Below are 26,989 nucleotides of genomic sequence, written 5' to 3'. Positions count from 1 at the left end.
GACAGCGAGTCCCGGGAGCCGAGACGGCGGGGGCTTTCGAGGTGTCGTCAGGTCGAACGCGCCACTCTGAACGGTATCCGGCACGGGGGCGACCATAATCGGGCAAACAGATTTGGTCGTGGACGGCCAGCCTCTCGCTATGGCACATTCTGACCCGCCCGCCGACGCCAGCCCGGAGCGCTGGACGGTCACCGTCGACGGCGCCGTCGCCGACCCACGGACGGTGTCGGTGGCGGACCTCGCGGCGATGGCGACGGCGGCTGTCGCGTCGTCGACGGACTGTGAGGGAGAGGGGCCGGCAGAGGAGTGGCTGGGCGTTCGTGTCGGAACACTTCTCGACCGGACGGACCCGGACGCCGACGCCTCGCACGCGCTCGTCCGGTCGTCGGACGAAGATTTCGCGTGCGGGTTCGACATCGACCGGCTCCGCGACGCCCACCTCGCGGTCCGTCTCGATGGCGACCCGATACCGACCGACAGGGGCGGCCCCGTTCGGCTGCTCGTCGACGACGCCGACTGCTGGGAGCGGGTCAAGTGGGTGGCCCGAATCGACGTCCTCGACGCGCCGCCGGGTGACGCCGACACGGCCCGGGACCGCGTCCCCGCGGACGACTGACCGTCACGCACTTCTCGGCGCCGCTCCACGCACACCCATGGTCGGAGCGCGAACCGCCACGGCCGTCGCGGGCCTCGTCGGGAGCGTCCTCGTGAGCGTCGCCGTCTGGTACTACTTCGACACTCTGCTCGTCTTTCTCGTCCTCCCGTTCATCCCGCTCCTGTGGCGTCGCGGGCAACAGTCGGCGCCGCCCGAGCGCTCGTGTCCCGCCTGTGGGTTCAGCACTCGTGACCCCGGGTTCGAGTACTGTCCTCGCGACGGAACGCCGCTCGAACGGGAGTGAGCCGGCCACCTACCTTTATGTCGGAGTCGGGGCAATCGAGAGTCGTCAGTATGGGGGGAGCGGACGGCGACGAGTCAGGTGGTGTCCACGAGGCGTCTCGACCGAGCGCGACGCTGTTGTTAGCCGACGCCGAGGCGACGGTCGACGCACATCTCGACGTCGTCCCCGCGGCGACGAACGTCCTCGTCGTCACCACGGGGCGGTCAATGCGGGACGTCGTAGAGTCGTGGCGCCGGCGTGCCGGGATACCCGCCACGCTCGGTATCGTCACCTACGCCGAGTTCGACCGCTCGGCGTCGCGAGACGCCGGCGACGCCTCGCCGCCCGCCCGGCGGTCGCTCTCCGGCGGTGACATCACGCTCACGTCGATGTCGGACCCGTCGAACCTCCAGCGACTCGGGACGGCCGTGACGCTACATCTCGACGAGTGGGAAGACACCGACCGCGAGACGCTCGTCTATCTGGACGCACTCGGCCCGTTTATCGACGCCAGCGACACCGAGTCCGCGTTCCAGTTTCTCCACCTGTTGGTCCAGAGCGCAGAGCAACTGTCGGCAGAGGTTCTCGTCCGCATCGACCCCGAAGTCGTCGACGAGCGGACGATTCGAACGGTCCAATCCCTGTTCGACGCGGTGCTGGAACCAGAGGCCGACGACATCGATTTCCAAACGCTGCTGGCGAATCGCCGCCGACGGTTCGTATTGCGGGCGCTACTCGAGGAGTCGAGCGTGGGGTTGGAGCGGCTGGCGACGCGTCTCGCTCGGCGGGAGGCCGACACCGAGTGGGACCGGGCCTACACCGCGCTGGCGTCGATTCACGTCCCACGACTGGCCGAGGCGGGGGTCGTCACGTTCGACCGGGAGAACGGAGTCGTCCGCCTCGCCGACGGAAACTGGTCGGTCGAGCGCCTCGAACGCCGTCTCGACGAGGAGTTCGACGACTGACTACGGGTTCGGGTCGACCCGAACCTCGCCGTCGCCTTGGACGGTCACGTGACAGCCGGCGAAGTCGAAGGAGATGGTGCCGCCGTCTCGGAGCGTGCCGTCGGGCTTGGGCGCGAAGATGCGATTGAGGGCGTCCGGCTGAATCACGTCGTTGAGATTCACGTCCATCGGGTCCTTGCCAGTCGCTTCGAGGACGGCGTGGACGACGGTCACGCTCAGTTCGACGTCGCTCGTTTCGTAGTGATTGACGACGGTCACGCCCTGAGAATCGTCGGGCGAGCGACAATCAGAATCGGTTGATGAGTTTCGCATGGTGGTCCGACTGCTGCTGGTTCCCTTTCGCCGCAGACGATATTAAAAGTGTGTGTCCGAGACGGCTCAGTCGGCCGATTCAGTCGTCGAGAACGTCGGTCAGCCCCCACTCCTCGGCCCGGGAGCGGGCCTCCTCGCGGGCGGTGTGACCCCGTGCGCAGCACCACGGTACGGCCAGTGTGATGCCCGTGTCGGACTGGCCAAGTCAGGAGCGGGACGGGCTGTCGGGACCGCTGCCGCCCGCTGTCGTCGGCACATCCGCGTCGTCAATCACGCGCCGCTCGAAGTCACTGGCGCGAATGCGGAGCGGGAACCAGCCTTCCTCGTCAACCCCCAAGAGCGCCTCCGAATAGCCGTCGCTCGCGTTCCCCGCCTTCGCCGTCCGAATCCACTCCTGTTCACGCTCGTTCAAACCGAACCAGTCTGCGAGCGTGTCCGTCTCCTCACGCACGCGATGGATGAGCGTCATCGAACAGAGATTCGCAATCGTTCGGGCTTCCGGCGTGAGCGTGAACTCGCCACCCGTCTGGGTGATGAACTGGACCGACAGGTCGTAGTGACGACTGTGTCGCACTGCCGTTTCGAGAAATTCCAGCGACGACGCGTCGTTGAGCAGGTAGTGCGCCTCGTCGATGACGAACACGACGCGCTTGTCCGTCTGTTTCGCACGCTCATAGATGGCTTTGAACAGGACCTGCATCATCAGGCTCGTCCGCGAGCGCCCACGCGTCCCTTCCTCCTGTTGCAAGTCGAGATACAGGACCGGCGAGTCAAGGTCCAAGGCGGTTTGCTCGGCCAGATTCGCGAGGTCGCCGCCCGGACGGAACGACGGCCGCAACTCCGTGAGCAATGACTGGGCATCCGCGGCAACCCGCTCTTGTTCGCCGGCTGTCGCGTAGCCAAAGTCTTCGGGCGCGTCTAACAATGCCTCCAACACCCCCATCACGTCACGAATCGTCGGTGATGGGCGGGCATGCGTTTCGGGGTCGCGAGTGATGCCAGCCTGCTCGTACGCGACCTGAATGGCGCGCCGCAGGGTCTGCTTGCGACTCCCCAACTCGGAGGTTGCGACGTGCGTGAAGAACGTCTCGAAGAACGTCAGCGCCCACGTAATCTGCTCCGCCCACGGGTCGATATCCGGCACCGACTCGCGAACTGACGCGGGGGTCGCCCGGAGTTCGAGTGGGTTCAAGCCGCGTGTCCCGCCAACCGTGACCCGCTCGCCACCGAGAACCTCTTGCAAGCCAGCGAACCCGCCGAGCGGGTCAAGCATCACGATGAGCGTCTCCGGGTCATACATCGCTCGGCGCACGAGATGGAGTTTCGTCGAGAACGATTTACCGGCGCCAAGCTTGCCGATGACCATCGCACAGTAGCCCGTCTCCCGGTTGAACCGGTCGAGAATGAGCGGGCTCTCGTTGAGGGCGTAGGTCCCGTATTCGATGCCCGGTTCGGCGACCGTCCCAGCGACGAACGGAAACATCGCGCCGAGGGCGCCGGCCAGCATCGGGGTCGTCGTGTCGAACTGCGTGTCGAGCCGGTTCACCGCCATCGGACTCGCCGAGACGAGGGCATCCAGCTGTGCCCACCGTGGCGTGATTGGCGTGAGATTCGCTGGTGACTGCCGGGCCACAGTTCGAACGTCTGTCGCATCCACCTCACGCTCGCTCGCGTGGCGTGTCGTCATGAACATCGCCACGTCGAACGCCCGCATCGGGCTGTTCCGTAACACGTCATACAAGTCTCGATGGTCGTTCAGGTCCTTCTTGATGCCGCGGGCGCCTGCGCGGCGTCGGTCAGTGAGATAGTCGAAGTCAGCTTCCAAATCCTCAATTTGGTTTTCAAGGCCGTCGAGCGTCGCCCGCGTATCTCGGGGGTCGATGTGGATACTGATGTCCGTGCGCCGTGTCTCGGGCGTCGCGTACAGCCCTTCGAAGAGGCCGTCAGTCGGCATATCCGGAAATTCAGCGACCCAGAGCGTCTGTGTCCAGTCGGTGCCAGCGCGAACCGAGCCCGGACGGCAGGTGAGCGACGACGGCGACACGGCCGCGCGCTGTCGGCTCGTCCCATCGGTAAGTGGGCCACGAGAGGGCGTGTACTGCACCGATGGGTCAGCCTCGGTCGCCGCGTCATGGTCGTCGGCCGCTTCGGCGGCGTCCGTCTGCCCAGTGCGACTGCTGTCCCGCCCCAGTCGCTCGCGAAGCCAGTCGATCATCGCTCCGCCTCCTGAGACGTCCCCACAACGGGACGGGTCGTGATGACCGCCGCTGGGTCGTCGTATGTGACGCCCTCGCCACGCCAAAATGTGGCGAGCAGCTCCGCGGCGTCAGCTGCCTCCACCCGGTGAGCATCACAGCCCTCAATCTCACGCACACCCTGCCGAAGCAAGCGCACCCGTTCGTCGACGGCTTCGAACATGGCCGCTCGCTCTGCATCCCGACGGGGGGCGAGCAGTGCCTCAATGAAGACCCCGAGCAGTGGCACATTCGTAAGTCGCTGGCTGAGACTGCGCCGCTCGAATCGCACCTCGTCCGGGCTGACCGGGACGATGATGTAGTGGTCACGGATCGTCATCCGGCGTTGGTCAAGGTCGGAGCGGTACCACTCGATATACTCGTCGAGGAGTGTCGCCAGGTTTGGATTCGCGCGGACATCCGGGTCCGACCGTCGCGCTTCGTAGTGGGCCAGATACTCGTCGGCAGGAAACGCCCGCGTTGTCGAGTAGAGCTGAATCGGGAACTCGACGGTCGTGTTCAGAAATTCTTGGAAGGCGTTGGCTTTGCTTGCCCACTCTTGGTCAGTCGCCAGCGCCATCGAGGGAGGCGTTACTTGCAGCAAGCCAAGGAACGCGCCGTCGGTCCGCTCAATCACGTCGTGCGAGGGATGAATCGCCGCGACGTGCGTGTGTGCCATCGCCGCGTCGTGTGGGAGTTGTGTCGGTCGCTTCACGAAGCCGACCATCATGCCGAACCACTGGACCGTCGTGAGATGGGTCGGTGTGAGATAGACGACGACACTCCCAAGGGCGATACCCGCCACGGTCAACGGCAGCGTCAGACTCGCCACTCGATAGCCCGCCACGGAGAGCGTCGGAGGGACGAACAGTTGACTGGCCAACACGACGGTAACACCCGGCAACGCTCCGACCGCGAGGTCGGTCAGGGTGTACCGGCCGAGGATGTGTGCCTCAGTGTCAATCGACTTCGGTACGCGCTTACTCGCGTCGTGTAAGGTTTTCTCGTCTGGCATTGTGGGGAGGGAGCGGCAGTCGCATCGTCTGGTAGTCAGCGGTCGGTTCGGTCATCAGTCGGCGTCTCGTCGCGAGCGGCGCTCTCGTCGTGAGTCGCGGTGTCGTACTCAGTCGGTTCGAAGCGAACCGGGTCCGTGTACACATGCGCGGTGTCGTCAGTGTCCGTGGGCTGGAACTGGTCACCGAGGCGCCCGGCTGCCGAGTGCAGGCCGCGACGGACGCCGCCCCGCCGCGAGCCGCTACGTGCGCCCTCGCTGGTCGTCGAGGGCTGGTGCGAGCGGTCGCGCAGCGTGTGCAGCGACTCGCGGCCCTGAGTGGCGAGCGTCGTACCGAGGTCGCGCCCCCGTGTCGTTCGGCTGCGGAGCCGAGACCCAGACAGGCGCCGTCCCAGTCGCTCGCCGACAAAGAGGAGACCACTCGCCTGCCAGATGAGGACGAACGGTGAGGCGATGGCGACGAAGGGAATCACGAGCGCGGTGAGCCACGCCCCGAGGCCGCCCATCGAGAGAGTTGCAGCGTCGCCGAGCAACGCACCGAGTCGCAAGAGCAGGGCGACTGGCACGGGCATCAGGAGGAAGGGGACGTAGAAGCCAGCCAGCCGGGTGGCAAAGCGGGCAATGAGGGCAAACGGCCCAACTCCCGGAATCCACGCGGCGATCAACAGCGGCATCCCGAGGACAAAGCTATAGAGCAGGAGTTGCCGGCCGAGATAGACGAGCGCAAGCAGCCCGAAAATGAGGGCGTCGAGACTCAGGGACACAACGATTCCGAGGAGGCCGATGCCGGCGAACGAAACTGTCTCGAACAGCGATATCGACGCAAGGTCGGGCACGAGCAGCGTGACAAGCTGGTCGGTCACCTGCAGTGAGAGAGCCGCGAGCCACCACCACGACAGAATCCCAAGCAGACCGCTGAATGCCCGCCGCTTGAGATTCGTTCGGTGATAGCTACTGAACAGGTGACTCGTCGTTTCGAGAAGGATAACGAGGCCAACCGCGAGGCCGAACAACAACAGGGAGAGGGGAATGATTGTCGACCAGTAGAACTCGTGCAGGGTCACCCACGGGAGCGTCCGTGGCGCGTCCAGCACCGTCTCGGGATGCGGCGTCCCGACAATCAGTCGGAGGAGACTGTTGCCGTGAGCTTCGATGAGCCCCTCAATCGGGGTAAACAGTGTCCGCAAGAGCGACCGCAGCGCATCCACGACGGCGTCGGCAATCATGCCACCCGTGACTACCTGCCCACCATTGCTGCCGCCACCGTCAGTGGTCGACTGCGCAAGAGCCGGCTGGCTCCACGCCCAAGCACTCACGAGGAGGGCGCCGAGCCACCGGCAGACTGGCCGACTGTCGCGCCGCTGGTGGGCTGGCGTCCGTCGCTGCGGGCCACTGGTCGTGTGCGACACACGCGGCGCCGTGTCTCCGGGCGTGCTGCCAGCAGTCGATGACGCGGAGCGCACTGTCTCACTCACGGCTTAGAACGAACAGCTTGCGCCCCCGGCAACGACATTGGTCAAGAGGAACTGGATGATTGCCGTCCCCAGCGGCGCGACAATGATACCCCACACGATACCCTGATTGCGGATTTCTTTGATTTCGCGTTTGAGATCGGAGCGCCGAATCGTCGGTAAGGCGACCGTCGCCCCGAGGGCAATGACACCACCGATGAGTGGCCCACCGAACTGGATGAGTTGAAAGATGTTCAGCAGCGTCCGGGCCAAGGCCGTCTGGCAGAATGACTCACCGATTGACTGGGCCGCGACGGGGGTGGCGAAAAGGCCGATAGCCGCGATAGTGAGGAGCCACCGGCAGCATCGCCGCGCCGAGACAGTGTCCCGCACACGTTGTTTGTACACCTGACATCCCGTCGATTGACCGTCGGAGTTCCTTCGCATGACAGGGTTTCCTCACACCGTATAGCGCCTGACTGCACGCTAGTGGCGTGGGCGACTGGTCAATAGTCCGTCACATAAAATTCAGGGCATGAATATCACCAGTGATACTCAAGGGCAAGAGCGGCAGCCGAGTCTGGGTGCGCCGTCTACTCGGCCGGGTCGTTGAAGCGGTCGCGCAGCTGTTCTGCTCGCGTTTCGAACTGGGTCACTTGAGCTTGGAGGTCAGCCGTGACGTGTTCGAGTTGGGCGAGTGCTGCTTGGCTCTCGACGCCGGTTTGCCCCTCCGCATCCGTTGCCTCGGCCGCTCTGGCCTCGTATTCGTCTCTGACCCGCTCCAGCGTTGCCTCTGGGTTGAACAGGATGTCGTTCGCCGTCCGAACGTAGCCGTCGAGTGCCGACCCCTCCTTCCCCGTGAAGGCGTGGGTCAAGGCGTACGTCGCCCCCGAATGCAGCGTCCACATGTCCGGTTCGAAGGGGTCCGTGGCGTTTGCGCGGGCATCCGACGCGGCCCGCGTGGCGAGGTAGGTCGGGAACGCCAACAGTTCGTAAAACTCCGCCAAATCGAACGGGGCGCGCGTCAGGTCGAGCGTCACTGCTTGGGCATCCTGAATGAATGCCGCAAGGTCGCCGCGAAGGAGCCCGAGTTGGTCCAACAGTCGATCCCACCAGTCATCGAACGCCTCGACATCGCCCACGTGCTTGATCGTCTGGCGATCCGTCAGCGACCGAATCGAGTTCGCACACGCCGTATCACGAGCAAAGCCTTCGACGTACACCGCGTGATTCCCGAAGAAATCGTAGCCCGATGTGACCCCCATCGTGATTGGCTCGCTCCGGTCAGGAAGGGTCACGTCCAGTCCGTCGAACATGATGTCCATGTGAACTTCGCCACCGCCGCGGTACTGCCGCAGCTCACCGAAGACGAGGTCGCCAAGCGGTTGGCCCTCGTAAGTCGTCTCGCGGAGCACCTCTTCGAGTGGCCCGTAGACGTCGACGGGGTTGATGATCGCGTACGACGACGTTGGCACGTGGAACAGGGGGTCGGTCGTGCTGTCGTCAGCCTCGGTGACCGCCGCGCCACCATCCGTCGAGGGGGATCGCCCCTCGGCCCGCCGCTCGAGGCGACGCGGCTCGACGAGGGCGGTGAATCGCTCCGTCGAGACCCACTCGTCCGTGTAGGGATTCTTGTACGCCACTGACGTCTCGGTTGCGCGCGGCAATCGTCGAATGGCCTCGGCAAAGGAGCATGGCTCCGCAGCCGGATGGGTTCGGTCGTACCACGCCGGCAGGCTCGCAGTTGTTCGGTCATCGACACCACTGAACACGAGTCGCGTGTCTGGGTCCTCCATACTGAACTCCTGCAGGCTCCCGATTGCAGGCGCCTGCGCCCGTCGCAGGCGCCCCATAACCAGACCCGCCGCTGCCCCGGCCCTAGTATCGCACCTCCGCAGGGACGATCCACACCTGGTCACCCTGTGCGAGCACGGCGTCGAGACGGTCACGATGCCGAATCCCGAGGCCATACTCGTCGTACAGATAGGTCGTCGGCCCCGCTGTCGCCCCCAGCTCACTGCACAGTCGCCGGACGCCGTCGACATCACGCATGAGTTCGAGCGCCGCGTGACTGCGGAGGGCCTCGCCCACTTGCTCCAGGCGGTCAAGGAACGCCGTCAGCGTCTCCGCCCACTGGCGTTCGAGCAGGGACGCCCCCGGCTCCTGTCGCACCGCCATCGTGGTCGGCCACGTCCCCCAGCGCTCGGTCAGCGCCGACGTGGGTGTCGCAAACGTCGCGTACGACTCGAACACCGGAGTTCGTGCGCCGGCGCCGACGAGTCGGTCGAACGTACCCCGAGCGACCGACAGCGCGTCGTCAGCATCGGCTGCTGGCACGAGCGCCGCGATGAGCATCTGCTGACTCATCGGCGCTCCCCCGTCGTGTCGACGTCCGCACCGGACTGCAGTTCGGCACGAAGGTCTTGCCACCGGGTTCGCAGCGTCACTGGCGCCACGTCCGCAACATCGGCTAGCTCCGCTTGCGTTCGCGCGGGACCCCGCTCGCGTGTGGCCTGATACACACACGCGGCGGCGACGCCAGAGGGCTGACAGCCATTCGCCACACCCGTGTCGATCGCCAGCGTCGCGAGGTCGAGCGCGCGCTTTCGGGTCGACGCCTCGATATCCAGCGCCGTCGCAAACTTCGGGACGAAGTCACGCGGGGTCTGTGGCACGGCCGGCAACCCGAGGTTCTCGTTGAGGACGCGGTACGCGTTCTGCACGCGGTCCGTCGCCACCCGCGCCACGGCACCGACTTCGTCCACCGAGCGCGGCAGACCGGCACAGCGACACGCCGCGTACACACTCCCGGCCGCGACCGCCTCGATTGACCGCCCGAGCAGCAGGTCCGCCCGTTGCGCCTGTCGGAAGATGACGGCGGCCTGTTCGTCGCGCGCCGCTGACAGTCCGAGCGCGCCGACCAGGCGCGACACTTCTTGCAACCCGAACTCGAGGTTGCGCTCGCGCTTCGAGCCGTGTCGCGCCCGCCGCTGTTGGGTTCGGAGCCGTCGCAAGCGTCGCCGCGTCTTCCCGTCGAGTGTTCGGCCCGTGCCGTCGCGGAACCGCCCGATTGTAGTGGTGAGCCCGCCGTCGTGCATCGTCTTCGTTTGTGGGGCGCCGACCTGCCGCGGGTCGGTCTCAGCATCCGGGGCTGCTCGCGGTGTCGCCCCGTGGTCAACGTGGTATTCGTCGACAATCAGCCCGCAGTCAGTGCAGTGTCGCTCGCCCGCGTCCGCGACGATAGTGCCCTCACATTCGGGACACGGTGCGTCTGCGTCGAGTGCTTGGCCGCTCGATTCGTCGAAGCCAGTCTCGTAGACATCGCCGGTATGCATCGGTACTCCTGCGAGGCACTGTTCATCGCGCCCCGCACCCCTCGGGGGCGCATACAACCACACCGCGCGATGGCCGTGCTCCGCTCTCGGCTGTCAGGCGTCGTCGCCGGCGCGGTCGCCGACTGCGAGTGCGAGTCGGTCGGTGGTGACACAGGGCCACCGGGGACGCCCACCGTCCGGCTGGCAGTCACAGTCGGCAGCGTCAGGGACCGTTGCAGGAGCTGTCGCCCCACCTTCGCGACGCTCGCGGTGCGTGTCATCGCGCCCGTCGGCCGCGGTGGTCATCGCAATCGCCATGTCGAGAATTTTCGACCGGATGGCGACCCCAACCCGGTGTTTACAGGCGCGCTCGTACTCCATGTCGGCCGGACAGGTACAGTTGACAGGGATGCCATCGGCGATGCGCACCCGGTACGTGTGTGCCTCGGGGTCCGCGTAGCTGTGATTTCGCACGTCGACGTACGACGGCCGGATGACGAACGCGAGGGCTTCGTACTGGGCCCGCTTCAGGACGCGCGACGAGACGTCTAATCGGTCAAGAGGATGTTGCGCACTAGCCATTGGAACTCGCGGGGCCGGGGGATGCGCCCCGCGCCCGTCGCGGGGCGCACAAAAACCGGTCACTGTGTCACTCCCGGTGGGGATTTTCTCTCACTGCAACCGGTCCGTCTTCGCATTCGCCACGAACACCGATGCGATTCAATCCCGTTCTGGGTTACTTCCCCGTCGCGACTAATCACCGGCAGGATGGTGAATCGGCAGTTCGGGTGGTTTCAATCCCGTTCTGGGTTTCTTTCCCGTCGCGACGAGCGGCGCGCACGCGACCGCCCCCCACTGCCAGTTTCAATCCCGTTCTGGGTTTCTTCCCGGTCGTGACTGGGCATCCTCGACACCTACGGCACCGTGCTCATGTTTCAATCCCGTTCTGGGTTTCTTCCCGGTCGCGACCGCCGTCTGAGCAAGACGCCGGTAGAGGTACGCCCCGTTTCAATCCCGTTCTGGGTTTCTTCCCGGTCGCGACGATGGAGAAGGCCGCCGAGACCACGCAGCTCGACGAGGTTTCAATCCCGTTCTGGGTTTCTTACCGGTCGCGACCTACCGTGAGGTGGGCGCGTCAACATGGATTCAAGAGTTTCAATCCCGTTCTGGGTTTCTTCCCGGTCGCGACATCGTCTGCAACTCCGAGGTCGTCGCGCAACGCGTCGTTTCAATCCCGTTCTGGGTTTCTTCCCGGTCGCGACGGCACCGGCGGGTGGTGGTCGCGGTCGTCGTCGTCGGTTTCAATCCCGTTCTGGGTTTCTTCCCGGTCGCGACGCGACTGCACACAAATATGTCCTCAGCTTTCGTCGAGTTTCAATCCCGTTCTGGGTTTCTTCCCGGTCGCGACATTCCCACTCCTCGGCTACTCTCTCCGCCCCGTAGTGTTTCAATCCCGTTCTGGGTTTCTTCCCGGTCGCGACGACGTATCTCCTCGATGTCCAACTCCTCTCCGTCGTGTTTCAATCCCGTTCTGGGTTTCTTCCCGGTCGCGACCCTCGCTATCGCGGACATACGTCACGAACATACGGTTTCAATCCCGTTCTGGGTTTCTTCCCGGTCGCGACGGTCGCTGTTGTGCTTGAGTGCCGAGAGCGAATCCTGTTTCAATCCCGTTCTGGGTTTCTTCCCGGTCGCGACAGCCTGACCAGCCTGACCAAGACGAACAGTTCGTTTCAATCCCGTTCTGGGTTTCTTCCCGGTCGCGACACCGGTCGTGGCGCTGGGGTTCGTGACGCCTTTCAGTTTCAATCCCGTTCTGGGTTTCTTCCCGGTCGCGACAGGGGGTGATATTCCGTCCATAGAACCTATAATTTGCGCTGCATACGTAGTTCAGAGTTCAATCTTCATCAACCCCCGCTGTACACGTTATTGAAAAGGGTCCACGAACGCGCCGGTCAAATCACGTTCGACTGCTCGTCCGGTGGAGTAGCTCCGAGATCCGTGATATCGTCGAGACAGGACTCACACAACCGATAGATTCGGACCCGGTCACCATCATCCTCGTCGATTTGATCGGCCAGTTCATCTTCCAATTCGACCCGACCAGCCTTCGAAACATCCACCTCAAAGACGCTGTACTGTCGCCACGCACCATACCGTTCAAGCGTCCGATAGACCTGTCGCCGGTTCGTGTCGTCGCTCACGTCGTATGTGATGGCTAGTCTCATCTCGAAACCTCCAGCGCGTAATAGGAATCAAGTTCACCTGTGATCGCTTTCCGCAGGAGGATCGACTGTTGATGAATCGCTTTCCGGCGCGTCACCTCGTACTCGAAGTACGGATGCGTCAGCGTTTCCTCCATGTAGTCGTCGAACTTGTCCAGATACGTCTTGAAGGAATTGTCACGAAGGTGGTTGTCGTCCCGAAAGTCGTCGTGGGTGAACGTTCCTCGATTCACGATACGCGTGACGAACGCGTCACAGAATAGCGGTCGGAACTCCTCCTGTAAATCGAGTGCGAGCGACGGTCGTCCATGCCGATCCGCGTGAAGTACCCCGAGAAACGGATCGAGATTATAGCTTCTGAGACCAGTCAGTGCCTCGTTTTTCATCATCACGTATGTCAGCGACAGCAGCGAGTTGATGTGGTCCTCCGGGGGGCGTTTACTCCGGGTTTCGAACGTCCATCCATCGACCAACGTCTCGTCGAGGCGGTCGAAGTACCGCTCGGCGGCCTCTCCCTCAGTCCCGCGAATATCGTCCTTCGAGTCGGCGCACTTGACACGCTCGCCTAAATCCCGGAGCACGTCGGTCCCAGTGACGCCCTTTCGCGAGAGAAGGGTCCGGGCGTTGCGGATCTTTGCTCGGATCATGGCCTTCGCGATGTCGAGTTCGACCGCATCATCGAGTGCGTACTGTGCGCGACGGACCTCTGCGATCGTGTTTCGTTCGGGGACGAAGCTCCCCCGGTACTTCCCCTGCTGTGTGAAGTAATTGAGAACGATCCCGTGTTCGTTAGCCTCGGCGACGAATGGCGTCGAGAAGTTCACACCCCCGAAGACGTTGATCGTCTCAACCTGCTCCGCCGGGAACGTCCCGAGCTCTCCCCCACCACCGTCAACATCGTAGACGATGATCTGCCCGCCATCGGTTCTGACTTGAGTGCCTTGGGTCGTGACGTACACGACCGAATCGAGGAACATTCCGTCGCTTGCTTTCACGATGGGTCCTCCGGACGAGCACCTTCCCATTCAGTACCCTCTGCCATCTCCGGGGCAAGCATCGCCGTCTCGGCGGGCATACAGTAGTCCCGAGCAGAACACGCCTCGCACTTCGAGCGGTTGTCGATCAACGTGGGAACATCACCGAAGGATAACTGTTCGATCCGTTCGACGACATGGCGGACCGCCGTACGGTGGTCATCGGTGATTCGAATGGGATGTCGGGTATCAGTCGAATAGAGGTAGACGTACCCAACGTTGACCGGTTTGCCGATCGCGTCCTCCAACAGCATACAGTAGCCGGCGATCTGTAGTTCGTCACTCGGGTAATACTCGCCACTCTCGGCACGTTTGCGCTCCACCGGTGTCGGTGTCCCGTCATCCGTCTCGATTAAATCGATCTTTCCGTGCAGTCCGAGCTCATCCGAACGAAAGTATCGTTCGGTAATCCAGCCGCCGCGTCTCGCCACCCCGTCGTGTTTCGATCGGCCGTCGATCAGCTCATACGGCTCGCCGATTTCGTCGTGGAACCGTTGGTAGTAGTACCGACGCGGACAGTACGTGAACTCGTTGAGCGCGCTCACGTACACCAGTTCCTGCTTGAAGCTCGACCCAGCGGTCATCAGATATCCACTCCAAATCGTTCGAGATCGACAGACTCCGCTTCGTCCTGAACTGCACAATGGAGATACAATGCGTCTGTCCCAAGTGCGATCGAACGGAGCCCGTTCGGCATCAGTAACCCGTAGAGGAAAAAGAACGGGCCGAGATCATATTGATTCTTGACGGCGTTCGGATCGTCGTCAACAACGTACGCCAAGATGTCGAGATCGGTCATCTCCTCGCGAAGATGTTCGATACTATCGATCCGACGAGATCCGTTATTGACATCGACCTCCACCGAGAGATCATCGACGATTCGAGGCTTCCGCCCCTTTCGATCCTCCTCAGTCTTTAACCACCGATAGAGCTCCGGTGTAGGTTCCAAAGCAACATCTCGGCCGTAACCGTCCTTGTTCGACGGGATCGTCCCGTGGTACGTACAGAATCCAGTCACATAGGCTGCCGTGTTATCGATAGCTGCGTGGTGTTTTTCGGGTACCATCTGTTCGAATTCCTTGCGTGGATAGAACTCGATATCACCATGCCGGAGGAGATAGAACAGATTGTACGCTCGAATAGCCTCACGACCCTCACCTGCCGGATCGTACACGAGTGCTTGTAGCGAGTCCCCACGATACCACTTGAGCGTATCCTCGACTGCATCCTCGATTGGATCGATATACCGTTCAAGGTCTTCTCGTGTGAGCCCCGAATCCGGTGCGAAGTGGGCGGTAATGCGATCCCATCCCTCGGATCGTATCTCGTCTTCCAGTTCGGGGTTGGCATCGCGCGCTCGCCTTTGCAGATGGTGATACGCCTCCGCCGCGGAGTACCGCCAGTCAAACGACTCTCTGTCCCGTGGGTCATAGTACGCATCCTTGAGAATCCGAGTCAGTTCATCCCGTTCGAGTGACTCGGTATGCGACCGCTCATTAAGTGATGCTGTGACCGCCGGAGGAACGTAACAGCGGGCGGACTGACGGACTGTTTCGGTCCGGAGCCGCCCCAATCGCTGGAGAAAACTGGCTCGGTCGTGTGCCGAAAATATCAGTCGGTCGACCGTAAAATCGATCCCGACTTCGACTGCCGAGTTACTCACTAGTACATCGAAGCGGTTGAGTTTCGATTCAAGATCACCGCGGTGGAATCCATCGATACGGACGACTTCTTGCTCATCAAGCCTCTCATCGAGACAGGTGTACACGTCCTCGACCTCGCGGATCCCATCGAGGATGAAGACAGTTCTCCCCGACTTCGACGCAAAATCGCATGTCTCATCCCAATCCTCACCGAGCAACGTTTCGGAGGTGCCAAATGTTGATGCGGAGCGGACATCGAGTTCTACAGGAGGCATCACCGCACCCCATCCCGACGATGGGTTGTCATCGAACGGTCGCTGCTCAATCTCTCCCCGTCTCTCGGTGACTCGGTGATACGGCGGACTCATCCCGCTCTTGAATCGATCTTCGAGCCAGTCCGTTGGCGTGGCGCTCAGCAAGACGATTCGCGAGAGCGCACAACGATATTCGGGAAGGTCATACATCTCATCAAGGAGGAACAGCAGCGTGTTCTGCTCCTTACGACCGGCACGATGGAACTCGTCGATCACGACGGTCCCGAACTCGTTGAGTGCACGGAGCTTGGCTCCAGGATTTCCGGGTCGACCGTAGAGGCTCCGTCGCATCATTACGAAGATGTCCGGATTCGTCAGGAGGATCACCTGCGTACTGCCGTGATAGATCTCCTCTCTGAGAAGACGCCGGAGTCGTGCTCCATTGCTCGTCTCTTTCGGAAACCGTTCGGCGTATTCTCCGCGAAGCGTGTCGGCAGTGACGGTCAGTAGCTTCGCGTCTTCACCGAGCTCTGTTTCAGGAAATTTCTCCGAGAGTTCCGCTCTAATGTTCCGTTCTTGGTCGTGGATAAGCGCGTTTGTTGGGTAGAGGCCGAGTGTGTGTTCGCCGCGTTCCACGACCGGTGCGAGCCACGACATAGTCTTCCCGCCACCGGTGGGACTATCGTTTACTGCGAGGAATGATTCCTGTGTCGCGAATAGTTCTCGAAGGTCCTGCTGGTGGGCATACGGCTCGAAGGTAGAGTCAGCAACAGGATAGGACGGATCCGTGTGTCGGCGTAACTCAACCCCCGACAGGGGGATCAATGCCGTCATCGCTTTCTCCGAAGAAACTGCACGTCTGCTGGGAGTTTGATCGAGTCGCTGTTCGAGTCCGTATCTGACTCGCGCATCGGCTTCGAGAGTTCGATGTGGGGACCCTCGTACGTTCCTTGTCCGATCAGCGGTGTCGGTCGCATCTGCTTAGTGATGAGATCCCCGACCGGCGACTGTTCACTGTCATACGCACCGATTGCATGACCTAGTTCATACCGACCGGTCGCATCGGTGACCGCAAGTTGTCGAGTTTCGACTCGCGCCTTTCCACGCTTCTTTCCGAGGCGGATATACCCCGGTAATTTGGCGTCCAGCGCATCGATTTCCATATTTCGCCCGAGAACATAACATCGGAGTTCGTTCCCGTGACCGAGTACTCGCCGTCGCCCGTATGAGGGAAGATTCTGCCCCTCGTCCGGGTCGTCTTGGGCGGAATAATTGATCGTCGCGTAGTCGTCAGTGCTCGTATTGTACGTCGACGTAATTCTGTTTTCGATTCCAGAAGTAGGCGTTGCAGGAGTAACGTAGATGTCGTCCGCGACATCCGCCGTGTCGTCGAGGTACGTCGGCTCGAACAGTCGGTCGACGTAGCGCCCCGAAGCGAACCCGAACGCGTAGTATAGGGCCGTGTTGAGAAAGTACGGCTCCGTATCCGCGAGCCGGCCGACCTCGCGGCTGGCGAACCATATCTCCCCCTGAGTTCGAAGCGTTACTTCTAGTGCCGACTGCATCGAGCTACTCCTCCTCGGACTGGTCACGGAACGCCCGTGAGGCGTCCCGTTGCTGTTTCAGTACTTCTGCGAGCTCCTCTCCGGTCGCTGCCGCGATAAGATCGGCTACGGTCTCGGACGGGACGCGTTCGAGATCTAGTCCTCCGCGTTCAGCGTCGACACGCTTCTCGAAAGCCCCTCGGAGATGTTCTCCGACGACTTCCGGATCGTGAGCCGACTCGGTGATCACGTCTTGGATTGTCTCCGAGTCCGTCATATCGCTGTCACGAAGTCGCCGGATCACATCTCGGGTCAATCCAAGGTTCGCCGGACCCTCCTCGCTGCCGACATATACTCCGAGGATGTGGTTCTTCACACGGCCGAGACGGCTGGTTGCAGCGCCGTAGCGCTTGTTCTTTGCGGTGATCCCAAGTACAAATGCGAGCTCTTCTGGTGTCGCATCGCGGAGCGTGATAACCGCAGGAAACAGCGTCCCGGGCTCAAAGAAGTCCGGTTCGCGGATCGTCGCCTCGGCTTCTTTCGCGTAGTCGTCACCGGGAGCGTTCTGGAACTTCTCGTCGATGGCGGCGGTCGCGTCACGGAGTGTGTAGGCGGTATCGTACATCACCCGGGAGGTGATCGAAAGTGCTTGGTCCGCGTCGTCGCTTGCGGCGCTCCCGTAGAGAATGCACTCGACACAGTCTTGGCACATACCATTGACCTGCATTGTACACTCAATGTCGAGTAGATCGCGCTGGAGCGACTTCCCGAAACGGCGGTCGCTCCCCGTCTGTTTGCGCATAAACATCAGCCCGGGAGAATAGGTCTCACGATCGTCACCGGATCCCACGGCTACACTTGCAAGGTCGGCGCTCTGTCCGTCAGTCGTGAAGATTGCGTGGCTCTCCAGTTCTCGGAGGACCAGAATGTTTGTGAAATTATTCTGCGGTGCGATGCTCATCTCGTCAGGGGCGACGGTACCGCGCTCAAGTTCGGGGTAGGTGTCGTAATCGAACATAGTTATTGACTCGTGTTGCTGTTGTTGGTCGGTTTGTTTTCGGTTCCACTGTCGTCGTTGGATTGGTGCTGCAGCCGGAGTGTCGCGGCGTAGAATCCGTCAGCGAAGTTATTGGCGCGCCGCTTCAGTAAGGACGGCTTCCCTTCGCATCGATCTACGAGCAGGCGCTGTGCGAACGCTTCGGCGTACCGTTCGATCCGCTCATTGAGATGTCCGCCGTATTCGCTATCCGCCTCAGAGACACGGTATACCTGATTACTCCGGTCCGGTAGCTTCTGCAACCGACCAGCAACCAACAGTTCCGCCTCGTCGGCATTCACGTGGAACTCGTTCGATTCTTTCACGGCTTTCACGGACTCGCGAAACACGCGCTCGACCGCGTACGGCTTGTCGTTGCCGTAGACCGGTCGAATTGCATCGTACGCGAGTGCTGCGAGCTCTGAGATATCGTCTCTCGTGGTGGTTGTTGTCGTCATTCGTTGTTAGTCGATGTGAGTCGTGACGTAGTTCGTGACCGCTCCGATGCGTGGTGATCAAGGTACTCCGCTTCCTCAAGCAGGTACTGCGGTGCCCCGCCATCATCGGCATTTCTCGCTGCTTGCTTTAGCAGATATGACCCCGGTAACGGCTTGTTCCGTGTCACGCGGAGGTACTTGGGAAACCGAGCGTCGTCCCTGGCCTGCTCGTATCCGAGTTGGATGAGTGCTGCTGCAGCTCCGAGTCGTTCTCGTAGAACTGACAATGCGATCTCCTGTCCGTAGAAGTCGGTGACTCTTGTGAATCCAGCATCGAGTTTTGCCATCGTCTGGAAGTCCCGACCGCGAAGATTCGGGAGCGGTGACTGAGAGATGTACACGCGCGTTCCCATCGCGGCGGCGATCGATAGACCAAGGAAGACACCGAAGAACTGGAACTCTGTTTCGTTGTCCAGCGGCTTGTAGAACGAGAGCGTCCGGGTTCCGAAGCCGGCGTCCGGATCGAACTCTTGGCTGAGTTGTTCGACCATTGAGCGGCCGCCTTCGTCCTCGGCGCGGGTCGCCTCGCGGATGACGGTAGCAAGCGACTCGCCGGCGAGCGTGTCAGCGGTATTCCTATCGGTCGCATCGAATACGGCTGATGCCAGTCGACCCATCCGGGTCATCGCCTCGCCGGTGAACCGAGCAAACATCTCGTCGGCGTACAGCGACCACATCGTCGGCGTGTAGAAGTAATCTGGGACGAGGTGGATAAACAGTCGTCCCGCTTCACGTCGCGTTGTCCCTGTCTCACGAAGCGAAAACTCCACCTGACACGGGATACAGGCGAGGAGCTTTTCCGGCTTCCCAGCGTCTGCCGGGATCCGGTTCGAATAGCCCGCTTGGAATGTCGTAAGCGATTTTGGGGCCTTCATATCGCTCTTCCGCCCGCTGGTCGTCCCGCGGTTACAGAACGTACACGTCTTCCCACGTCGGGTAGCGTGATGTTCTTCGTACGGGTCGGTAATCTGATTGTTTTGTCTCCTGTCGACCGACCGGCCATCAACGCGAAGTACGTCCGCCAGATACGCCGTGAGTTCAGTCTCGAACTCGCCAGCGTGCTCAGCCATCACAGTTTCCTGCCAATTCGGAGCCGCATCCTCGAACCGTTCCAGCAGATACTCCGCAATGTGTTCGGCCGCTGGGGACCATCCTTCTTTCCGGACCGTATTGGCAATATGTTGTCCGATCGCGTATCCATAGTCCCACTTGCCGCCAGCAGTCAAGCTCACGTCTTCGTCGTCGCGGAGTTCTTTCAGGGCCTCTGTAATCTCCTCTCCCAGGCCGAACAGCCGACAGGTTGCGGTCAACGCGTCTTCGTCAAGTATGCCCTCATCAACGAGCGGGTCGACAAACGACCGTTTGATCGTGTACGCCAGTCGGGAATACCCCGGAGCGACGCGGGTGGTCGCGTCGATCTCTATCGGCAGCCGCTCGTTGAGCAGTTCCATCGTCTCCCGCATACTCTCCGTCGGGTCGGAGTCCGGGTCGGCATCTTGGACTGCTTTCACGGTAACCGCGAGCAGGATGTTCGCAGCTCCAGCGTAGAAGAAGTCCTGATCGTTGATCGTATAGAACCCCTGTGACTGAACAGAGAGATTTTCGGCGAGTCGCTGTCTGTCGTCGTATGCCGGATGCGCGTCGCCGATTTCGTCGGTGAGACGTCCATAGAGTTCCTCAATTAGCATCGCGTCGACAGTCGGGTCCGGCTCCTCGGCGTCAGCAACGTACACGCATCCGTCCTGATAGATGAGCAGAAGTTCGTACCCCGCGCATTCGTCCAACTCCCGGGAAACAACCCCGTTCAGAAGGTTGGTGAAGATCCCCTTCACATCGTCAAGGATGTGGGTCCGAAGTTCAAGATCGGCCCCTGGATACGCTTCGTCGAGCGATCGTTCGTTGCGCTCACTCGCCGCTGACTCGGGCGTCTCACACGACGCGAAGGCGTCGGCAAGTCGGACGAACGGACGGAGGCGGTCGTACGTCCGCGTAGACTGCTCGGGGTTCGACTTCCAGCTATTCTCGTGGTCGACAGCACAGGCGTGAAAGTCCTCAGTTCGAAGCGACGGAGCGAACTCGTCGACACCGACCGCGTTTACCAACGACTCAACTTCGTCCTTGTCGATGTCGTACTCGCTCCTCGCAGTCGTCTCATCGTCGCGGTACTTGTGGAGGTCGTGTATCACGAACAGCGCCGTCGCTTGTCGGAGCTCGGAATCGGTGAGCTCGTATGCGCCGAATGTGGGTGCTACCTCGTTGAGTCGCGAAAGCGCGAAGACGCCGTTTCGGACGTGGTTGACCATCGATTGGTCGGTCTGACCGCCGTACTCGACACCTTTCGCGACCTCGAAGCCCCATCCTTCGTCAAGCAGCTTGGGGTCGACATCCGAGAGGAACTCCGCGAGAACCGGATGTAGTTCGGTTGTGTCCCCGAAGACAGGCATACTATTCATCCCTGCACCTCTACCTCCGTAACCCCGCACCCACGCGCGACCGAACTCCCTACGCCGGAGTACTCACCAAACTGTGCGAGCGCGGTCACGGCGTTTCGGACGGCCTCGCTCGTGTCCTTGAATTTGTACGTACAGGATCCAGTGAATCCCTGTGCAAGGATGGGAGAGCCGTCCTCGCCGCGGTTCACGAGCACGCTGTGAGTCTCGTATGTCCGCGCGTTGGGTTTCTCGATGAGGTTCGCCTCGAACTCTTCACGGGTCATTGCAAGCGCTAGTTCGTCACTGTGCTCGTCTGGAATTGTTGCGTTCCATTTCCGGAGAAGCGACCGGAACACCGAACCCCGGTGGGGAAACATCGTCGTGATTTCGTCGGCCTCTTCGATGCAGGTTGGTGTTCGGAATCGCAGTTCGATCTCGAAGGTGTCCGGACGGTCAGCCACGGTCTCGGCCGCCGTCTCCAGCAGTTCCTCATGGGTTGTGTTGTGACTCGCGAAATCCCGCACCTGAAGCGAGCCCTCCGCGAGATCTAACGAATCACCACTGAACACGAATGCGTCAGCGAGTGCCTCGAACACTGCCTGGTCATCGGGATCTGTCACGCCCAACGAGAGCATGTAGGTCTCCGCGGGCACGACCCGCTTGTGGAACTTGCGCTCACAGCCACGAAACGAGCCCAACAGGCCGCTGTTGTGGAGACTACCCAATGGGGAGTCATGAACCCGCTCGCTCACGTCTGCTGCCACGTTATCGAGCGCATCGAGTAAGGCACCGTACACCTGATACCCGTCTGCGCTCGGAATGATAAACGACTCCCGCGGTTCGAGAGTCAATTCGACGTGCCGCATTGACACCTCCATCGGTCGGGCCGCAAGTTGGCACCCTGCACAAAGTCACATAGCGTGGGGGCCCCACTTTAGTCTTATTCAAGAATTGATATGTATGCAGAGATGTGCGAAATTTCGTAGATATTTGCAGGCTACTGCAACGGAACCATTTAGCCGCTGAGGGTTGAGGACAATGTGTGCGCACGTACGTCTCGACGATTGGGTACTACGAGACGCGGGTCGTCCGTCCAGTCCTTGATCACGGGCTCGATGCAGAGGATATCGTCGTGTTGCTCCGCCCGTACAACGATGACGAGGACGGGGACAGTGCCGTTGCAGACGTGAAACAGATTTTTTCGGAGCTCGGCCCCGATGTCGAGGTCATCGTGGAACAGATTACGTACGACGAGTTCTCGACCGCCGTCGAGGAATGTGTTGATATCCTTGCTGCCGCTGACGGGGAGACGATCGCGAACTTCGGTGGCGGGCCGCGTGAAATTTTCCTCGCCTTTTCGATCGCTTCGCTTGTCGCGCAGCCGCAGCTTGACACCACGCTCCAGTTCACGGATATCGATGAGGACGTCATCGAATTGGCGCTGCCTGAGTTAATGGCCCCGCTCCCAGCAAAAACGCATCCGACGCTGCAGGCGATCGCAGCAGTCAGTGGGGAAGCAGCGCTCCCGACGATTGCGCGGGAGAGCGACCAATCACGAAGCACCGTCGGTCGCCATCTCGATGAGCTTGAGGCCGCCGGTGCTGTCACGACATCAAAACAGGGGAAAACCCGTCACGTCGAACTGACACTCGGTGGTCGGCTACGACTGTTTCGAGTCGCATAGTTCGTGGACCTTTTTGAATGCGGTGTATAGGGGGGGTCCACGATGAGGTATCGAGTTCTCGCGCATTCTGCACAAACTATAGGGGCGTTCGGCCGATATTCACCCCCTGTCGCGACAGGGGAGAAACCCGCACCGGGATTGAAACCGGCGCATGACCTTGTGATGGGTCTACTCTGAGATGTCGCGACAGGGGAGAAACCCGCACCGGGATTGAAACACGTCGTCGACGGATGCGGGGCCGAGGACCGGCGCGTGTCGCGACAGGGGAGAAACCCGCACCGGGATTGAAACACGTCGTCGACGGATGCGGGGCCGAGGACCGGCGCGTGTCGCGACAGGGGAGAAACCCGCACCGGGATTGAAACACGTCGTCGACGGATGCGGGGCCGAGGACCGGCGCGTGTCGCGACAGGGGAGAAACCCGCACCGGGATTGAAACATACGTCATAAGAAGTTTATCCAAGCCGGGAAATTGTCGCGACAGGGGAGAAACCCGCACCGGGATTGAAACATCATCGTCAGCGGATGTTTCATCGCGCACCTCCGTGTCGCGACAGGGGAGAAACCCGCACCGGGATTGAAACCTGCTGGCATGGGGCCAGCGCGTCATCCAGATGAGGTCGCGACAGGGGAGAAACCCGCACCGGGATTGAAACACAACGTCCTCGTCGGTTGTCGCGTAGGCACTGGGGCTGTCGCGACAGGGGAGAAACCCGCACCGGGATTGAAACACCTCGACGCCGAGGAGGTCGAGGAGCTGGACCCGTCGCGACAGGGGAGAAACCCGCACCGGGATTGAAACACGAAGTGTAAACGACTAATGGAAATGGACCAGACAGTCGCGACAGGGGAGAAACCCGCACCGGGATTGAAACGGGCAGGTGCACTCGGCCTCACCGCGGCTGGCATCGTCGCGACAGGGGAGAAACCCGCACCGGGATTGAAACTTCACGGCACTGTGGTCGACGTCGGGCGAGGCGTTCGTCGCGACAGGGGAGAAACCTACACCGGGATTGAAACAGCGCGTGTGTATCAGCCCGCGGGACGACGGCGCCCAGTCGCGACAGGGGAGAAACCCACTACGGGATTGAAACGATATATGTGCAATGCACCGTATCACACGTAACACAGTTGCGACAGGGGAGAAACCCACTACGGGATTGAAACTGGGCGAACTCACCGGCGTTCGACTGCACGATTCTCGTTGCGACAGGAGAGAAACCTACACCGGGATTGAAACAGCGCCTAATGGGCGACTACTCCTTTGACGATTTGGTCGCGACAGGGGAGAAACCTACACCGGGATTGAAACGGTCGAGATGCTCCGCCCGAAGCCCTGCTCATCGGTCGCGACAGGAGAGAAACCCGCACCGAGATTGAAACTAATTCGTGATATCTATGTCGGGAGAACTGCACAGAGAGAGTCGCACTGCCGCACTCGATAATCTCGACGCTGTCGTCGAGCTCGTACTAGTGGTCTGTTGATACAGGGAGAAGTACCTTCATGAGGCGATACAGTATCTGTCTGCCCGTCGAGATGTGGGAGTGGGAAAACGAGGAGGCGATTCGTAAGTGCAACTCCGAGAGCTTCTCCCCCTACGACTTCGAGGTCTTCGGCTACGAAATCGACGTGAAAACATCGAGGGACGTCTCCGCCTTCCGACCGTCGAAACTCGTTGAAGCGGCGATTACAGCTATGATTTCGGCTCTCTGTTTGAGGGCCGCCGCAATAACACTCGGAGCGAATGCGGCTATCGTGGTGGTCTTATCACGGGTGCAGTTCAGCTGACTGCGGCTGTTGCGATTGTCGGCGTGTGTGCTACCGTTCTCCTCTCGTTCGCACAAGCACTCACTCCCTGAACGACCCCATATTTTGGTTCCGTAGAGGCGGTTGTGGCTGCGCGCGCAGCGACCATCGGGAGCGAGCACGGAGCGGAGGGTGGGGCGGTGGGGACTGGGTCGGGCTGGCGTCCAATAAAAAAAGAGTGGGAGCGTCGCCTACGCGTCCCACCACCGCCCGCGATCCGGGAACACGACCTGGCTCGTCGATGTCAGTGCGACCGACCACTGCCCGCGATACCAACTCACCTTCGCCGCGCGAAACCGCACCCGTTCACCCTCACGCACAGTGGGTTGCCGACTTTTCTTCCAAACGGTGAATTTCGTTTTTGCCGTGTCATCACCGATCAGCCCGGCCTGCTGCACCGACCCACTCGTCTCGAACAACGTCTTCACCTCACCCTCGATGCTCACTTCCTCCCGGTCAACTTCGGGCACGGCCTCAATGGGGATGATGCGCCCCGGCGCCAGCTGCTCGTCTTCGGCCACCTGGATGGCCGCCTCGAACAACTCGCGCCCGGCCAAGACGTGCTCGGCCAATCGCCGGCCGAGCATCGCCCGCGACAGCCGCCCCGACAGCCGCTCGCACAACCGCTGTGCCTGCTGGTTCACCGCCGCCAACTCGTCTTGGGACAGGAACTCCCGCGCATCGACCAACGATGTCTGTGCATGCCGCGTCCGGGCCTGCTCGCGCACGACCTGCCGCGTCCGGGCCTCTCGGTCCGACGTCTGTCGGTCGTCCAGCCGGCGTCGCGTCCGCTTGATTTCCCACTCGCGCGCCTGCAGTTGTTCCTCTTCCGCGAGCGTCTGACCGAACAACCGGTCACCGTCGTCGACCCACTCGTCGTCCGCATGGTCAACCTTGCCCTGACTGTCCTGCGCGACGCTCGCCCGCAGTTCGGGCGTGTCGTCCTGCGTTGCATCCGCCTCGCGCCGCTCGCGTGTTCGTTCGATCTGTTCGTCGACCCAAACCTCTTCAGCGATGGCATTCCTATCTGACATCGGAGTACTCGCTCCACGGCGCTTCACGGCGCCCACCCACCGCGCCTCCACCGCGGTGGTTTCTGACAGGCCGCAGCCCGCCAGACATGGCTGCGCGCGCCGCTCGCGCCGTAGTGAGCGCCCGACAGGGCGCGAGCGGCGCGCGCTGTCAGCTGGCCACACAGCCAGCCGCGCGCGCCGACCCGCCCGGAGCGAGCGGCCAGCGCATTCCCCGTTCGCCGCGACGCAACCACGTCCGTCGCGGTCGGCGCAGCCGAGGTCCGCAGGACCCGAACGGGTGAAGCGCTGGCGTCGAGGGCACATTCACTTTAGCCCGGCAGCCCGCCCGCTACTGCAGGCAGGCAGCCCGGACTGGTCGGTCGCGAGCGAAGCGCGGCGCGACCGACAGCGAGCGGGGAGTGTGCGACCCGCGAGCAGGGAGCGCCACGATGCGAACGGCGAACAGAGTGAGCCGTGAGCAAGCGGAGGGCGGCAGCGGCGAGCGGGGCGTGCCGCTACGAACCCCATCTGATCAAGGAGTGCCTGCATGCCCGGAGTGATATCCCGTTTCCGAGATGGAGTGATATCTTCCACCGGATCTCCTCGTGGAGTACGGGCACGACCGACTGTGGCTACACCTTTGCAGGCGATCAAAAACAACGCAGAGTATCCGCTCTAATCCGTGACTTGAGGATTTTTACACGAGGTTTCATTAACAGTGCACGTCCTCAACGGTGTATGGTACGAACCGTGGCTGACGTCCCGAGCTACGAACTTACCTTGGTTGATTCTCAGGACAACCTAATTTCTGCGATTGAGATAATGTTCGAGAACGACTACTCTCAATTAGGCGTCGAACGTGATGGAGAATTGATCGGGATGGTCTCCTATCGATCAATCTCACAGGTGCTGTCGATACTGCGCAAGCTGGGTGCTGATAAGAATCTCCCCGGACGAACGGTACAGATCGCTATCGAAGAGGTTGAACCCGTGGTGGAGCCCACGACAGATCTCGTCGTTCTCTTTGATTTGTTGGCTGAGGATCCATATGTGCTGGTTAATAATCCCGACCAAGAGTCGTTGCAGATTCTCACGAACTACGATCTTCTCCACTACCTCCGAGACTCGATTGAACCCTTTCTGATGATTGAAGACATCGAAATCTCGATTAGAACGCTTCTCCAAGAAGCGTTCCCCGATGATCTCGATACTGAACTACAAAACTTCTATCAGAATAAGGATATTCGGACGCCAGATGGACTGACAGACTGTAGTTTCGGCCATTATCCACAGTTCATGTGGCAGAATTGGCCTCAGTTTGAGTCGTACTTTGAAGAAAACGGCGACTTCGTTGGTCGACTAATCGAGGAGGTCGGAGATGTCCGCAATCAGATCTTCCATTTCCAAACTGAACGTCATAATCCAGATGTTGACGAGGCGCTCTTGGATTTTGCTCATAGCTATTTCGCAGACCGAAGATCTCGAACCCCGTTGTCATAACCTCTTTCTACAGAGAATCAATGGTCGGTCGCGAGCGAAGCACGGCGAACGGAGTGAGCCGTGAGCAAGCGGAGGGCGGCAACGACGAGCGCAGCGTGCCGTTCAGATGCTCATCACGGCATACTCTTGATGAACCTGTCTCGAATCATAACTC

At 61.2% G+C, this 26,989-nt stretch carries 25 protein-coding genes and 2 CRISPR repeat arrays; of the genes, 6 read left to right on the top strand and 19 right to left on the bottom strand.

The genetic code is table 11. The features are described 5' to 3' along the window. Nucleotides 1–139 precede the first annotated feature (139 nt). Genes ACQUSQ_RS06015 through ACQUSQ_RS06005 form a run of 3 tightly spaced genes read left to right on the top strand, consistent with a single transcriptional unit; the run spans nucleotide 140 to nucleotide 1,843 of the window. Nucleotides 140–616 carry a molybdopterin-dependent oxidoreductase gene (locus ACQUSQ_RS06015; RefSeq protein WP_435067633.1) on the top strand — a complete coding sequence of 159 codons (477 nt, stop codon included), beginning with the start codon at nucleotides 140–142 and terminating at the stop codon, nucleotides 614–616. Nucleotides 617–653: 37 nt separating this feature from the next. Further along, nucleotides 654–899, top strand: a complete 246-nt coding sequence (locus ACQUSQ_RS06010) for a hypothetical protein (protein ID WP_435067632.1) — start codon at nucleotides 654–656, stop codon at nucleotides 897–899. A gap of 50 nt (nucleotides 900–949) precedes the next feature. Continuing rightward, the gene (locus ACQUSQ_RS06005; protein ID WP_435067631.1) at nucleotides 950–1,843 is read left to right on the top strand and encodes a DUF7504 family protein; all 894 of its coding nucleotides are present in this window, start codon (nucleotides 950–952) and stop codon (nucleotides 1,841–1,843) included. Here ACQUSQ_RS06005 and ACQUSQ_RS06000 read toward each other — a convergent pair whose 3' ends face one another. The 18 genes from ACQUSQ_RS06000 to cas6 all read right to left on the bottom strand — a co-directional run bounded on the left by ACQUSQ_RS06000 (nucleotide 1,844) and on the right by cas6 (nucleotide 21,697). Then, nucleotides 1,844–2,155: a HalOD1 output domain-containing protein gene (locus ACQUSQ_RS06000; RefSeq protein ID WP_435067630.1), complete on the bottom strand. Its 312-nt coding sequence runs from the start codon at nucleotides 2,153–2,155 to the stop codon at nucleotides 1,844–1,846. It abuts the gene before it with no gap. Between the two features lie 205 nt (nucleotides 2,156–2,360). Beyond that, complete coding sequence (locus ACQUSQ_RS05995; protein WP_435067629.1) at nucleotides 2,361–4,370, bottom strand: VirB4 family type IV secretion system protein; 2,010 nt, start codon at nucleotides 4,368–4,370, stop codon at nucleotides 2,361–2,363. Further along, nucleotides 4,367–5,404: a hypothetical protein gene (locus tag ACQUSQ_RS05990; protein WP_435067628.1), complete on the bottom strand. Its 1,038-nt coding sequence runs from the start codon at nucleotides 5,402–5,404 to the stop codon at nucleotides 4,367–4,369. Before ACQUSQ_RS05990 ends, ACQUSQ_RS05995 begins: the two co-directional genes overlap by 4 nt. A gap of 35 nt (nucleotides 5,405–5,439) precedes the next feature. Continuing rightward, nucleotides 5,440–6,810, bottom strand: coding sequence for a hypothetical protein (locus ACQUSQ_RS05985; RefSeq protein ID WP_435067627.1), 1,371 nt, complete (start codon nucleotides 6,808–6,810; stop codon nucleotides 5,440–5,442). 69 nt (nucleotides 6,811–6,879) lie between these two features. Then, nucleotides 6,880–7,245 carry a hypothetical protein gene (locus ACQUSQ_RS05980; protein ID WP_435067626.1) on the bottom strand — a complete coding sequence of 122 codons (366 nt, stop codon included), beginning with the start codon at nucleotides 7,243–7,245 and terminating at the stop codon, nucleotides 6,880–6,882. Between the two features lie 200 nt (nucleotides 7,246–7,445). Continuing rightward, complete coding sequence (locus ACQUSQ_RS05975) at nucleotides 7,446–8,648, bottom strand: hypothetical protein (protein ID WP_435067625.1); 1,203 nt, start codon at nucleotides 8,646–8,648, stop codon at nucleotides 7,446–7,448. A gap of 82 nt (nucleotides 8,649–8,730) precedes the next feature. After that, nucleotides 8,731–9,219 carry a hypothetical protein gene (locus tag ACQUSQ_RS05970; RefSeq protein ID WP_435067624.1) on the bottom strand — a complete coding sequence of 163 codons (489 nt, stop codon included), beginning with the start codon at nucleotides 9,217–9,219 and terminating at the stop codon, nucleotides 8,731–8,733. Then, nucleotides 9,216–10,187, bottom strand: a complete 972-nt coding sequence (locus ACQUSQ_RS05965; protein ID WP_435067623.1) for a transcription initiation factor IIB — start codon at nucleotides 10,185–10,187, stop codon at nucleotides 9,216–9,218. The genes ACQUSQ_RS05970 and ACQUSQ_RS05965 overlap by 4 nt, the downstream gene beginning before the upstream one ends. Nucleotides 10,188–10,280: 93 nt before the next feature. Next, entirely contained in the window at nucleotides 10,281–10,748 is a 468-nt protein-coding gene (locus ACQUSQ_RS05960) for an SWIM zinc finger family protein (protein ID WP_435067622.1), read from the bottom strand. A 135-nt stretch (nucleotides 10,749–10,883) separates the two neighbouring features. Continuing rightward, nucleotides 10,884–12,005: direct repeats of the CRISPR family, unit length 37 nt; unit sequence GTTTCAATCCCGTTCTGGGTTTCTTCCCGGTCGCGAC. 116 nt (nucleotides 12,006–12,121) lie between these two features. Further along, a complete protein-coding gene (gene cas2, locus ACQUSQ_RS05955; protein WP_435067621.1) occupies nucleotides 12,122–12,394 on the bottom strand; it encodes a CRISPR-associated endonuclease Cas2 in 273 nt (90 codons plus the stop codon). Beyond that, a complete protein-coding gene (gene cas1, locus ACQUSQ_RS05950) occupies nucleotides 12,391–13,386 on the bottom strand; it encodes a CRISPR-associated endonuclease Cas1 (RefSeq protein WP_435067620.1) in 996 nt (331 codons plus the stop codon). Before cas1 ends, cas2 begins: the two co-directional genes overlap by 4 nt. After that, nucleotides 13,383–14,009: a CRISPR-associated protein Cas4 gene (gene cas4 / locus ACQUSQ_RS05945; RefSeq protein ID WP_435067618.1), complete on the bottom strand. Its 627-nt coding sequence runs from the start codon at nucleotides 14,007–14,009 to the stop codon at nucleotides 13,383–13,385. Before cas4 ends, cas1 begins: the two co-directional genes overlap by 4 nt. Next, nucleotides 14,009–16,156, bottom strand: coding sequence for a type I-D CRISPR-associated helicase Cas3' (cas3, locus tag ACQUSQ_RS05940; RefSeq protein WP_435067617.1), 2,148 nt, complete (start codon nucleotides 16,154–16,156; stop codon nucleotides 14,009–14,011). Before cas3 ends, cas4 begins: the two co-directional genes overlap by 1 nt. After that, nucleotides 16,153–16,887, bottom strand: a complete 735-nt coding sequence (gene cas5d, locus ACQUSQ_RS05935; RefSeq protein WP_435067616.1) for a type I-D CRISPR-associated protein Cas5/Csc1 — start codon at nucleotides 16,885–16,887, stop codon at nucleotides 16,153–16,155. Before cas5d ends, cas3 begins: the two co-directional genes overlap by 4 nt. A gap of 4 nt (nucleotides 16,888–16,891) precedes the next feature. Next, nucleotides 16,892–17,884 (bottom strand): type I-D CRISPR-associated protein Cas7/Csc2, encoded by a 993-nt coding sequence (gene cas7d / locus ACQUSQ_RS05930; protein ID WP_435067615.1) that lies wholly within the window; start codon nucleotides 17,882–17,884, stop codon nucleotides 16,892–16,894. Nucleotides 17,885–17,886: 2 nt separating this feature from the next. Beyond that, nucleotides 17,887–18,360, bottom strand: a complete 474-nt coding sequence (gene cas10d / locus ACQUSQ_RS05925; RefSeq protein ID WP_435067614.1) for a type I-D CRISPR-associated protein Cas10d/Csc3 — start codon at nucleotides 18,358–18,360, stop codon at nucleotides 17,887–17,889. After that, nucleotides 18,357–20,843: a type I-D CRISPR-associated protein Cas10d/Csc3 gene (cas10d, locus tag ACQUSQ_RS05920; protein ID WP_435067613.1), complete on the bottom strand. Its 2,487-nt coding sequence runs from the start codon at nucleotides 20,841–20,843 to the stop codon at nucleotides 18,357–18,359. Before cas10d (ACQUSQ_RS05920) ends, cas10d (ACQUSQ_RS05925) begins: the two co-directional genes overlap by 4 nt. 5 nt (nucleotides 20,844–20,848) lie before the next feature. After that, the gene (gene cas6 / locus ACQUSQ_RS05915) at nucleotides 20,849–21,697 is read right to left on the bottom strand and encodes a CRISPR system precrRNA processing endoribonuclease RAMP protein Cas6 (RefSeq protein WP_435067612.1); all 849 of its coding nucleotides are present in this window, start codon (nucleotides 21,695–21,697) and stop codon (nucleotides 20,849–20,851) included. Nucleotides 21,698–21,873: 176 nt separating this feature from the next. Between cas6 and csa3 the strand changes: the two genes are divergently transcribed. Both csa3 and ACQUSQ_RS05905 read left to right on the top strand, forming a co-directional pair. After that, nucleotides 21,874–22,515, top strand: coding sequence for a CRISPR-associated CARF protein Csa3 (gene csa3, locus ACQUSQ_RS05910; RefSeq protein WP_435067611.1), 642 nt, complete (start codon nucleotides 21,874–21,876; stop codon nucleotides 22,513–22,515). 108 nt (nucleotides 22,516–22,623) lie between these two features. Beyond that, nucleotides 22,624–23,898: direct repeats of the CRISPR family, unit length 37 nt; unit sequence GTCGCGACAGGGGAGAAACCCGCACCGGGATTGAAAC. 121 nt (nucleotides 23,899–24,019) lie between these two features. Next, complete coding sequence (locus tag ACQUSQ_RS05905; protein WP_435067729.1) at nucleotides 24,020–24,304, top strand: hypothetical protein; 285 nt, start codon at nucleotides 24,020–24,022, stop codon at nucleotides 24,302–24,304. A 209-nt stretch (nucleotides 24,305–24,513) separates the two neighbouring features. Here ACQUSQ_RS05905 and ACQUSQ_RS05900 read toward each other — a convergent pair whose 3' ends face one another. Next, nucleotides 24,514–25,356, bottom strand: coding sequence for a DNA-binding protein (locus tag ACQUSQ_RS05900; RefSeq protein WP_435067610.1), 843 nt, complete (start codon nucleotides 25,354–25,356; stop codon nucleotides 24,514–24,516). Between the two features lie 717 nt (nucleotides 25,357–26,073). Here ACQUSQ_RS05900 and ACQUSQ_RS05895 point away from each other — a divergent pair. Then, a complete protein-coding gene (locus ACQUSQ_RS05895; RefSeq protein ID WP_435067609.1) occupies nucleotides 26,074–26,835 on the top strand; it encodes a CBS domain-containing protein in 762 nt (253 codons plus the stop codon). Nucleotides 26,836–26,989 lie beyond the last annotated feature (154 nt).

The organism is Haloplanus sp. C73 (assembly GCF_051195115.1).
Lineage (GTDB): Archaea > Halobacteriota > Halobacteria > Halobacteriales > Haloferacaceae > Haloplanus.
This window is presented reverse-complemented; position numbering and strand designations above follow the sequence as displayed.